At 72.4% G+C, this 10429-nt stretch carries 11 protein-coding genes and 3 tRNA genes; 10 read left to right on the forward strand and 4 right to left on the reverse strand.

Annotation, left to right across the window (positions count from 1 at the left end; genetic code table 11):
- Positions 1 to 26: 26 nt before the first annotated feature.
- Positions 27 to 1460 (reverse strand): SulP family inorganic anion transporter, encoded by a 1434-nt coding sequence (locus tag ACFVXJ_RS15995; RefSeq protein ID WP_389662301.1) that lies wholly within the window; start codon positions 1458 to 1460, stop codon positions 27 to 29.
- Positions 1461 to 1781: 321 nt separating this feature from the next.
- A complete protein-coding gene (locus tag ACFVXJ_RS16000) occupies positions 1782 to 2270 on the reverse strand; it encodes a YajQ family cyclic di-GMP-binding protein (RefSeq protein WP_136213204.1) in 489 nt (162 codons plus the stop codon).
- Between the two features lie 200 nt (positions 2271 to 2470).
- Here ACFVXJ_RS16000 and ACFVXJ_RS16005 point away from each other — a divergent pair.
- From ACFVXJ_RS16005 to ACFVXJ_RS16015, 3 genes are all read left to right on the forward strand, one after another.
- Positions 2471 to 2552: transfer RNA gene (locus ACFVXJ_RS16005), tRNA-Tyr, on the forward strand.
- 321 nt (positions 2553 to 2873) lie between these two features.
- Positions 2874 to 3206, forward strand: coding sequence for a hypothetical protein (locus tag ACFVXJ_RS16010; protein ID WP_389662302.1), 333 nt, complete (start codon positions 2874 to 2876; stop codon positions 3204 to 3206).
- Positions 3207 to 3376: 170 nt separating this feature from the next.
- The gene (locus ACFVXJ_RS16015) at positions 3377 to 3775 is read left to right on the forward strand and encodes a DUF3574 domain-containing protein (protein WP_389662303.1); all 399 of its coding nucleotides are present in this window, start codon (positions 3377 to 3379) and stop codon (positions 3773 to 3775) included.
- A 61-nt stretch (positions 3776 to 3836) separates the two neighbouring features.
- Here the strand turns inward: ACFVXJ_RS16015 and ACFVXJ_RS16020 are convergent, their stop codons facing one another.
- Both ACFVXJ_RS16020 and ACFVXJ_RS16025 read right to left on the reverse strand, forming a co-directional pair.
- Positions 3837 to 4493, reverse strand: coding sequence for an SDR family oxidoreductase (locus ACFVXJ_RS16020; protein WP_389662304.1), 657 nt, complete (start codon positions 4491 to 4493; stop codon positions 3837 to 3839).
- 64 nt (positions 4494 to 4557) lie between these two features.
- Entirely contained in the window at positions 4558 to 5865 is a 1308-nt protein-coding gene (locus tag ACFVXJ_RS16025) for an amidohydrolase family protein (protein WP_389662305.1), read from the reverse strand.
- 364 nt (positions 5866 to 6229) lie between these two features.
- Between ACFVXJ_RS16025 and ACFVXJ_RS16030 the strand changes: the two genes are divergently transcribed.
- The 7 genes from ACFVXJ_RS16030 to ACFVXJ_RS16060 all read left to right on the forward strand — a co-directional run bounded on the left by ACFVXJ_RS16030 (position 6230) and on the right by ACFVXJ_RS16060 (position 10327).
- Positions 6230 to 6302 (forward strand) — tRNA-Thr (locus ACFVXJ_RS16030).
- A gap of 48 nt (positions 6303 to 6350) precedes the next feature.
- A tRNA-Met gene (locus ACFVXJ_RS16035) sits at positions 6351 to 6423 on the forward strand.
- A gap of 89 nt (positions 6424 to 6512) precedes the next feature.
- Positions 6513 to 6677 (forward strand): 50S ribosomal protein L33, encoded by a 165-nt coding sequence (gene rpmG, locus ACFVXJ_RS16040; protein ID WP_003956487.1) that lies wholly within the window; start codon positions 6513 to 6515, stop codon positions 6675 to 6677.
- A 210-nt stretch (positions 6678 to 6887) separates the two neighbouring features.
- On the forward strand, positions 6888 to 7340 hold the full coding sequence (locus ACFVXJ_RS16045; RefSeq protein WP_389662306.1) for a MaoC family dehydratase N-terminal domain-containing protein: 453 nt from the start codon (positions 6888 to 6890) through the stop codon (positions 7338 to 7340).
- Position 7341: 1 nt separating this feature from the next.
- Positions 7342 to 7770: a MaoC family dehydratase gene (locus ACFVXJ_RS16050; RefSeq protein ID WP_389662307.1), complete on the forward strand. Its 429-nt coding sequence runs from the start codon at positions 7342 to 7344 to the stop codon at positions 7768 to 7770.
- A 324-nt stretch (positions 7771 to 8094) separates the two neighbouring features.
- Positions 8095 to 8679 carry a TetR/AcrR family transcriptional regulator gene (locus tag ACFVXJ_RS16055; protein WP_389662308.1) on the forward strand — a complete coding sequence of 195 codons (585 nt, stop codon included), beginning with the start codon at positions 8095 to 8097 and terminating at the stop codon, positions 8677 to 8679.
- A 166-nt stretch (positions 8680 to 8845) separates the two neighbouring features.
- Positions 8846 to 10327 carry an MFS transporter gene (locus ACFVXJ_RS16060; RefSeq protein ID WP_389662309.1) on the forward strand — a complete coding sequence of 494 codons (1482 nt, stop codon included), beginning with the start codon at positions 8846 to 8848 and terminating at the stop codon, positions 10325 to 10327.
- Positions 10328 to 10429: the final 102 nt, after the last annotated feature.

The raw sequence follows: 10429 nt of genomic DNA on the forward strand, positions 1-10429 counted from the left end.
TCCTCCATGGGGGGAGGCTAACCGCCCTACATGACGCCCCGAGGGCGCGGGACCGGCGAGCGCTGCTTCTCCCAGCCGTCGAGGGCGGTCAGACAGGCGTGGTCCAGGTGCCGCAACCCGGTGAGGTCGAGCCGCACCGACTGGCCCGGCGGCAGGCCGTCGAGGGAGTCCAGCATCTTGGGCAGCCGTAGGAAGCTGGCGGTCCCCACCATGCGCACGCACAGTACGTCCCCCTCCGCCTCCCAGACCTCCTCGATGTGCACCTGGGAGGTCTCCCAGGCCGCCTTGGCGACGGCCAGCCCCAGACCGACCAGCACACCTTCGAAAAGGTTGGTGGCCACGATCGCGCCGGCCGTCGCCACCAGGACGACGGCCTCGCCGCGGTGGGTACGCCACAGGGCGGTGACCGCCCGGACGGGGAGCAGCTTCCACCCCGCGTGCAGCAGCACGCCGGCCAGTGCGGCCAGCGGCACCACCTCCAGCGCCCGGGGGAAGGCCACGGCGAACAGCAGGAGCCAGCCGCCGTGCATCACCCTGGCCGCCCGGGTCCGGGCCCCGGCCTCCACGTTCGCGGCGCTGCGTACGATCACCGCCGTCATCGGCAGCGCGCCGAGCAGCCCGCACACCAGGTTGCCGACGCCCTGGGCCACGAGCTCCCGGTCGTAGTCGGTGCGGGGCCCGTCGTGCATCCGGTCCACTGCGGCGGCGCTGAAAAGGGTCTCCGCGGAGGCGATCAGGGCGATCGCCACCACCGTCCCGAACGCCCCCACGGACGCCAGCGCCCCGAGGTCTTCCCAGCGGGGCGGCGACACCGCGCCCAGTACGCCCGTCACCCGTACCCGCTCGACCGGCAGCCGCAGCAGCGCGGCCACGGCGGTGGCGGCCGCCACCCCGACCAGCGCCCCGGGCATGAGCCGCAGGCGGGCCGGCATCCGGCGCCACACCACCAGAACGGCGATGGTCCCGACCCCGAGCGCCACGGCCCCCCAGTCGGCCCGCGCGCCCAACGCGGCGACCCCGGCCAGCTTCCCCAGGGTCCTCGCCGGCGCTTCCACACCGCCCAGGGCGTAGAGCTGCCCGGCGATCAGCACGAGCCCGATCCCGGCCAGCATCCCGTGCACCACGGCAACGGAGATCGCCCGGAACCACCGCCCGAGCCGGAGCATCCCCATACCCAGCTGCGCCACCCCGGCAGCGGCCACCAGTACGCCGAGTGCGGCGAGGCCGTACGTCCGCACCGCCTCGTAGACGAGCACGGTCAGTCCCGCCGCCGGCCCGCTGACCTGAAGCGAGCTCCCACGGAAGCAGCCGGTCAGCAGGCCGCCGACGATCCCGGTCACTATGCCCAGCTCGGCGGGCACGCCGGAGGCGACGGCCACCCCCACGCAGAGCGGCAGCGCGACGAGCGCGACGACGACGGACGCCCCGAAGTCTTCGCGAAAGGTGTCGGCCCCAGGCATGTGAGAACCTCCTGTCACACGGTGACGGATGGCACTCAGCGTGACGGGCGCGCAGCCCGGTGCCTAGTGACCACTGGGAGCCCTGGCGGAGCACGCGCCGCTCACGCCCGGCGCACCCCACCCACGCCCCACGCCCCGCCCGGAACCCCCGGTGACGGGCGGTGGCCCGGGCTGTCTCGCCCACGGGTACAGAAGCCCGCACTCACGTCCGGCACGGCGAGGGCGCGACGCGGGCAGCCGTCGAGGCGGTCCTCGGCGCCGTGCCCCCATCGCGCCCTGCCGTGCTCACCCTGCCGCGTTCGCCCAGGGCGGAGCCGCTGATCAGCGGTAGTTCACGAACTGGATCGCGAAGTCCAGGTCCTTGCCCTTGAGGAGCGCCTGGATGGCCTGGAGGTCGTCGCGGCTCTTGGAGCTGACACGCAGCTCCTCACCCTGGACCTGCGCCTTGACGCCCTTGGGACCCTCGTCCCGGATGATCTTGGCGACCTTCTTGGCGTTCTCCTGGGAGATGCCTTCCTCGATCGTCGCGAAGATCTTGTACTCCTTGCCGGACAGCTGCGGCTCGCCGGCGTCCAGCGCCTTTAGCGAGATGCCGCGCTTGACCAGCTTGGTCTCGAAAACGTCGAGGATGGCCTTCACACGCTCCTCGGAGTTCGCCTCCATGAGGATCTTCTCGCCGGACCAGGCGATCGACGCGCCCGTGCCCTTGAAGTCGTAGCGCTGCGAAAGTTCCTTGGCGGCCTGGTTGAGGGCGTTGTCGACCTCCTGCCGCTCGACCTTCGAGACGATGTCGAAACTGGAGTCGGCCATGTGCTGTGGCTCCTTGAAGTCGGCTGGCTGTGCCCCGTGGGGCCACGGTCCGGACATCCCCGGACCGCTCCGCAAGCCTAGCCATCACGCCCCCGTGCGGTGCTGATCAATCCGGTGGCGGAGCACCCCCGGGCATCGGGTATTGTTTACGTCGTTGCCACGGAGCGCCGCCGCAAGGCGGAAAAACGGCAACATCCCATGGCGGTGTGCCCGAGTGGCCAAAGGGAGCAGACTGTAAATCTGCCGGCTCAGCCTACCCAGGTTCGAACCCTGGCGCCGCCACGCGAGTGGAACCCCCGTTCTCTGCGGAAACGCAGCGAACGGGGGTTCTTTCGTTACCCCCGGCCCGGGCACTGCTCTCGACCCTGGCGCTCTGCTCCCGGCCCCGGCCCCGGCCCTGCTCTCGGTCCGGCGACAAGTCCCGCCGGCACGCCGGGGAAAACCGGTGGGCAGGCCGCCCGGGTCTTGGCACCATGGCCGCCATGAACAACGCCCGAAAGGCCCATGCCGCGTAGGACACCCGCGCAGGTCAGAGCAGACCTGCCCCGGAGGGGAACAGCGGCGAGCCGGCGCCAGGTCGTACCCGGCCTGTCCGCCAGAGCCGTGGCGGACATCTCCCGGACAGAGCGCAAACCGTACTGGCCCGGCCCGACGTTCGAGGCATGGCGGCGCTGGCGAGCGCTCGCCTACAAACCCGGGCCGTGGGTGATGCACGCCGTACTCGACGATGGCACGTGCGAGTGCTGTGACCCGTTCCGCGGTGTGGAAGTCCGCTCGGTGCTCGAAGCCATGTGCCGTGTCCTGCCGCGCCGATCGGCCCGGGAGCTGCGCGCCGTACTCACCCCGCTCGACGAGCGGTTCCTCGCCCGCACGCTCAACGACCCGTTCGCCTCGCCCCAGGACCCGTGGTGGCTTCGCCGCTTGGAGCGGCCCTGAGACGCCGGGGGCGGAGTGGGCGGAGTGGGGCGAGCCGGCCGCCCTCCGCCCCGCCTCCGCGCCAGAGTCGCGGTGACCCCATCGGGCGCCCCGGCGCAACGATCAACGCGTCCCGTCGTTCACGGGGCGTGAATTGGACATCGCATACACGTGGCAAGGTCGGCGGCGGGGTGCTCATCGCCCTGCTCGGCGCCGGCATCCCGGCCCTGGTCGGAGCAGCCCTGCACCCCCATGTCGGGCAGCCGTACCAGGAGACCCGGCTCTACTTCGGCACCGCGCGGCCCGTCGGCCAGGAGCCGGTCGACGCGGCGGAGTTCGACCGCTTCATCGACCGCGAGATCACCCCGGCGTTCCCCGAGGGGCTCACCGTCCAGGACGCGCACGGCCAGTGGCGCGGCAAAGACGGCGCGATCGTCCACGAGGCGTCGTACGAAGTGGTGCTGCTCTACCCGAAGAAGGAGGCCGACGACCGCAGCGCGCGCATCGAGCGGATCCGGCAGGCGTACGAGCGGCAGTACGAACAGGACTCAGTCGGCCGCTCCGACGACGAGGTCACGGCCGAGTTCTAACCCCCGCCGCCGACCCCCGCTTCCGCCCCCGCGCCGCCCGGGCGCCCGGTTTCCGCCCCGGTCAGTTGCCCGCCACGTCCTTGACGGCCACCGACACCGGGGCGGACCCGGAGACGAGTTCCAGCGTCAGGCCGGCCGTCGCCGGGGTCTCCACCAGCTCCGCCAGCACCGCCGCCACGTCCTCGCGCGGGATCGACCCGCGCCCCGTGTGCGCCTCCATGCGGACCAGCCCCGTGCCCTCGGCGTCGGTCAGCGCGCCCGGGCGCAGTACCGTCCACTCCAGGCCGAGGCGCGTGCGGAGGTGGTCGTCGGCCTCGCCCTTGGCGCGCAGGTAGTAGTCGAACACCTCCTCGCCCTCGTGGCGGGCGTCCGCGCCCATCGAGGAGACCATCAGGAAGCGCCGGACGCGCGCGCGTTCGGCCGCGTCCGCGAAGAGCACCGCCGCCGCGCGGTCCACCGTGTCCTTGCGCGCGATACCGCTGCCCGGACCGGCGCCGGCCGCGAACACCGCCGCGTCCGCGCCCTGGAGGATTCCCGCCACGTGCTCCACCGTGGCGGTCTCCAGATCGCACAGCACCGGTTCGGCGCCCGCCTCCCGCAGGTCGTCGCCCTGCTCCGGGTCACGGATGATGCCCGCGACCTCGTACCCGCGCGCGGAGAGCAGCCGCTCCAGCCGCAGCGCGATCCGACCGTGTCCACCAGCGATGACGATGCGCATGCCCCGACCGTACGACGAGCCGGGCCCGACCGCCCGCGAACGGCCGGCGCCGGCCCGACACCGGTCAGGGTCCCGGCTCCGTACGTCCCTGCCGGGGCAGGTCCAGGGCGACCGCGACCGCCGAGTCGCAGTACTCCCGTACGGCACTCGTACGGGCTACCACCCGCCCCCGGTGGATCACGATGCGGCTGTACGCGAGAGACAGCACGCCCGCGATGCGGTCACCGCGTACGGCGAGCAGCTCCGCCGGGAACCCCGCCTCCACCCGCACCTCCGGCAGGCCCATCACCTCGCGGGCGGTGGCGCTGACCGCCTCGTACGCCTCCGCCGGTCGCAGGCCGCCCTGGGAGGCCAGCAGGTACGCGGCTTCGAGCGGGTCGCCGCGGCCGACCGGGTTGGCCGCGTCCCGCAGCGCCCCGCTCCCCGCCGCGACCCGGACCCCGGCGCTGCGCAGCAGGCGTACGGGCGCGGTGCGCAGGCCCCGGCGTTCCAGCGCGGCGCAGTCGCCCTGCGGGAGGCAGGTGACCCCCACCCCGGCCGCGGCCAGCTCGTCGGCGGCGCGGCTCGCCACGTCGAGCGGGAGGCGCGACAGGCCGCCACAGGGGCCGATGGTCACGCCGGGACGCAGGCCGCCGGCCATGGCGGCGAGGCGGGTGAGACGGGCGGGGTCGTCACCGTCCGTGTGCAGGTCCACGGGGCAGCCCTGCTCACCGGCCAGCTCCAGGACGGTGTCGAGGTAGCCGGCCGGGTCGGGGTCCAGGTCCGGGCAGCCGCCGATCACCGAGGCGCCCATCTTGACGGCGTCGCGCAGCATGGCACGGCCGTCCGCCCCGGCGGCACCGGTGAGCAGCCGGGGGACGGCGACCGCGGTCAGGTCGGCGAGGCCGCGAAGGGAGCGGCGGGCCTGGAGCACGGCCTCCAGGGGGCCGAGCCCGTGGGCCTCGCCGATGCGCACGTGCGAGCGCAGGGCGGTCGCGCCGTGGCCGAGCTGGAGCAGCGCGGACTCGGTGGCCCGGCGTTGGACCTCGTCGGCGGTGTACGACACGGGGCCCTCGCCGTCCGCCGTCATGGCGGTGTCGCCGTGGGCGTGCGGTTCGGCGGGGGCGGGAAGCAGCAGGTAGCCGCTCAGGTCGACGCGGGAGGGGGCGGGCACGGGCAGGCTGCCGGGGGCGCCCACCGCCTGGATACGGCCGCCGCGCAGCCGGATGTCGACGGTCCGGCCGTCGGTGAGGCGCGCGCCGACGAGGAGCAGCGTGGTGACCTCGGCCCCGGCGGACCCTCCGGCGGAGCCCCGCGCGGATCCGTACCCACCGCCGTCACCCCGGCCGCCGCGCGGAGGAGGGGAGGGCTGCTGCGGCTGGCTGTCGGACATCGCGCTCCTGCGGTGGCTCGGGCGGTTCCTGGGCCACGGCCCGCGGCCTGCGGCCCAAGATCACGCAGCGTGGTCAGAGCCTAGGGTGCGGGGATGGCCGGTTGGCGGAGGAGCGAAATAGTCGTACCGGTGTGGTGCCACGGGGTGCGCGCCGCGGTGCGGTGTCCCGTGGCGTCGCATGCGCTGCGTGACGGCGGCGCGGGCCGGCGCGTGACGTCGGACACAAATCTCCGCGGATACGGGGGAAAACGGGTCGGGCGTGACGTGGGAGCCGGACGGGAATCGAGGCCGGAGCGCCCCCGAGCCCTGTCGCCCCAAAGGATTTGGGCGATCGGCGGGCAACCGTGTAATGTCTTCATCGCTCGCCCCAATAGCTCAGTCGGTAGAGCGTCTCCATGGTAAGGAGAAGGTCTGCGGTTCGATTCCGCATTGGGGCTCTGGTGAGAGAGGTTCCCCACCCTCGGGTGGGGAGTCGATCACATCAAAGCGGCGTAGCTCAGTCGGTAGAGCAAGCGGCTCATAATCGCTGTGTCACCGGTTCAAGTCCGGTCGCCGCTACACACAGTAGCCGATTGCGGGGTCGGTCTCCCGGTCGGCTACTCTTGTATGCGTTCATCCGTCCCAATTGTCCGTCAAGGAGCACTCACGTGGCTGCCACCGACGTCCGCCCGAAGATCACGCTGGCCTGCGTGGAGTGCAAGGAGCGGAACTACATCACCAAGAAGAACCGGCGTAACAACCCGGACCGTCTTGAGATGAAGAAGCACTGCCCGCGTTGCAACTCGCACACCGCGCACCGCGAGACCCGCTAAGCCTTAGCGAGTCTCGAATACAGGCACCGTCATGAGGTCGTCCCCTTCACCGGGGGCGGCCTCGTGTCGTTTCCGCACCGCACCGCACCGCACCGCTCCGGCCGCGGCCCGGCCCGAGCCGGCGGGAGTGGGGCGGGCGATGCCGGTGTCCGACGATCGACGGTCGACCGTCGGACGACTTTCGTGTCCCTCAACAGGAGGTAGTGAGCCATGGCCCTCGACCAGACCTTCGTGGGGCGGAGCTACCCGCCCACCGATCCGTACGAGGTCGGCCGGGAGAAGATCCGCGAATTCGCGGTCGCGGTGGGTGACGCCAATCCCGTCTACACCGACCCGGATGCCGCCAAGGCGTTCGGTTACCCGGACGTGATCGCGCCGCCGACGTTCGTGTTCTCCATCACGTTCAAGGCCGCGGGCCAGGTCGTCGAGGATCCGCAGTTGGGGCTGGACTACAGCCGCGTCGTGCACGGCGACCAGAAGTTCGCGTACTCCCGCCCGGTGCGCGCCGGGGACCGGCTGTCGGTGACGTCGACGATCGAGGCCGTGAAGTCGCTGGCGGGCAACGACATCATCGACATCCGGGGTGAAGTGCACGACGAATCCGGCGAGCACGTGGTGACGGCGTGGACCAAGCTCGTGTCCCGCGCCCCTGAGGAGGCATGAGATGACCGCGCAGATCCAGTACGCCGACGTCGAGGTCGGCACCGAGCTGCCGGCGGCGTCCTTCCCCGTGACGCGCGCCACGCTCGTCCGGTACGCCGGGGCTTCGGGTGACTTCAACCCCATCCACTGGAACGAGAAGTTCGCCAAGGAGGTCGGGCTGCCGGACGTGATCGCGCACGGCATGTTCACCATGGCCGAGGCGATCCGTGTGGTCACCGACTGGGTGGGCGACCCGGGCGCGGTCGTGGAGTACGGGGTCAGGTTCACGAAGCCGGTGGTCGTCCCGAACGACGACGCCGGCGCGGTGATCGAGGTCACCGGCAAGGTCGCGGCGAAGCTGGACGACAACCGCGTCCGGGTCGACCTGACGGCCACGAGCGCGGGCCAGAAGGTCCTGGGCATGTCCCGGGCTGTGGTGCGGCTGGCGTAGGGGGCGGAAAGGGGCGGGGCGGGGTCGGCCTGGCGGGGCCCCTTTCGAGCCGCGCCTCAAACTCCCCCAGCTACCGCTGGGAGGTGCCCCCACGAGGCTGAAACGACCCAGGCGGCCAAGGGGCTGAACCGGGGCTTCGGTCGGGCAGCGCTGAGACCGGCTCTCCCCGGGCACACCTCCGACCGTTCCAGCCCCCAGCACCACCCCGACACCGCCCCACCACAACCCCGCCCCCGTGACGGGCCCCACGAGGCCGACCCCGCCCCGCCCGACCCGCTTTCCGGCCCCCTTGCCAAGTTAGTGATTGCATACTAACTTTCTCTCATGGCAAGGATGAGTGCAGAAGAACGACGCGAGAGCGTCATCCGCGCGGCGATGCAGGAGTTCGCCCGCGGCGGCTACTACGGGACCTCCACCGAGGTGATCGCCAAGCGCGTGGGTGTCTCGCAGCCGTACCTCTTCCGGCTCTTCCCCAACAAGCAGGCGATCTTCGTCGCCGCCGTCGCCCGGTGTACCGAGGACATTCGGATCGTTTTCGAAGAGGCCGCCGAGGGGCGGACGAGCGAGGAGGCCCTCCATTCCATGGGGGACGCCTACCTGCGGCTCATCGCCGAGCACCCCGACAAGCTGCAGATGCAGCTCCAGGCCAGCCTCACCATCGCCGCCGCCGAGGCCGCCGGGGAGCCGGAGTTCGGGGAGATGGTGCGGGCCGGCTGGATGCGGCTGTGGGACACCGTCCACCTCGCGCTCGGGGCCGACGTCGGACAGACCACCGACTTCATGGCCCACGGGATGCTCATCAACACCCTCACCGCCCTCGGCTTCCCGCCCGGTCACCGCGTCTGGGAGGGGTGCTACCTCACCGGCAAGGAGCCGGGCGGTACAGCCCAGGCGGAGGCGGAGGCGTAGACCCCGGACCGGCGCCTCCCGCACCTCGGCGCCTCCCGCACCTCGGCGCCTCCCGCACCTCGGCGCCTCCGGCACCTCCGCACCTTCCGGTGCACCTACCCGCCGCCCTTTCGTTTGTCCCGTCAAGTTAGTCAGCAATAACTAACATCGTCTCTCAGGGGGACCCGTGAACGAGCAGATAGCCGCACCACCCGCCCTCAGCCGCTCCGCCGTCTGGGCCTTGGTCATCACCGGCGCCGCCAGCTTCATGGCCGCCCTCGACAACCTCGTCGTCACCACCGCCCTCCCCGCCATCCGCGCGGACCTCGGCGGCAAGCTCGAAGACCTGGAGTGGACGGTGAACGCCTACACGCTCACCTTCGCCGTCCTCCTCATGTTCGGCTCCGCCCTCGGCGACCGCTTCGGCCGGCGACGCCTCTTCATCGGCGGGCTCTCGCTCTTCACCGTCGCCTCCGCCGCGGCCGCCCTCTCGCCCGGCATCGACCAGCTCATCGCCGCCCGGGCCGTCCAGGGTGTCGGCGCCGCCGTCATGATGCCGCTCACGCTCACCCTGCTCACGGCCGCCGTCCCGGCCGCCCGCCGGGGCATGGCCCTCGGCGTCTACGGAGCCGTGACCGGCCTCGCCGTCGCCAGCGGGCCCCTCATCGGCGGCAGCCTCACCGAGCACGTCTCCTGGCAGTGGATCTTCTGGATCAACGTCCCGATCGGCGTGGCCCTGGTCCCGCTCGCCCGCCTCCGCCTCGCCGAGTCCACCGCCCCCGGCGCCCGCCTCGACGTCCCCGGCACCCTCCTCATCAGCGGTGGTCTCTTCGGGATCGTCTACGCCCTGGTCAACGCCAACGCCAAGGGATGGACCAGCGCGCCCGTCCTGACCGGCCTGATCGTCGGTGTCGCGCTCGTCGGCGGCTTCATCCGCCACGGCTCCGGCAACCCGCACGCCATGCTCCCGATGCGCCTCTTCCGCGACCGCGGCTTCCTCGGGATCAACTTCGCGGGCCTCCTGATGTTCCTCGGCATGTTCGGGTCGATCTTCCTGCTCAGCCAGTTCCTCCAGGGCGTCGCCGGCTACTCGCCCACCGAGGCGGGGCTGCGCATGCTGCCCTGGACCGGAATGCCGATGATCGTCGCGCCGATCGCCGGAATCCTCTCCGACCGGATCGGCAGCCGTCCCGTCGTCACCGCCGGTCTCGCCTTCCAGGCCATCGGCCTCGGCTGGTTCGCGGTGATCCTGAGCGCGGACGTCTCCTACGCCGCCCAACTGCCCGCCCTGATCCTCAGCGGTATCGGCATGGCGCTGTACTTCGCCCCCGCCTCCAACGCGCTCATGTCCACCGTCGGCCCCGCCGACCAGGGCAAGGCGTCCGGCACCAACAACGCGCTGCGCGAGGTCGGCGGCGCCCTCGGGGTCGCGGTCCTGGCCTCGGTGTTCTCCGCCCAGGGCGGTTACGAGACCCCGCAGGCCTTCACCGACGGCACCGTCCCCGCGCTGTGGATCGGCGCCGGGGCCGTGGCCCTCGCCGCCGGGCTCGCCCTGCTGCTGCCCCGCAAGGCGAAGACCCCGCCGGTCGCCGCCGCGCCGACCGAGCCCGCCGCGGACGCGGCGCCGGCCTCCGCCGCGGGCGCGCCGAAGGTGCCCGCCGCGAGCTGAGCCCGAGCCCCACGTGCGGCGGCCGGGGGGCCCGGCGCCGCCCGGCCCCCCCCCCGGGCGTCGTCACGGCCGCCGCGCCCCCCCGCGAGTCACGGTGCGGGG

Source organism: Streptomyces sp. NPDC058279 (assembly GCF_042881255.1).
Lineage (GTDB): Bacteria > Actinomycetota > Actinomycetes > Streptomycetales > Streptomycetaceae > Streptomyces.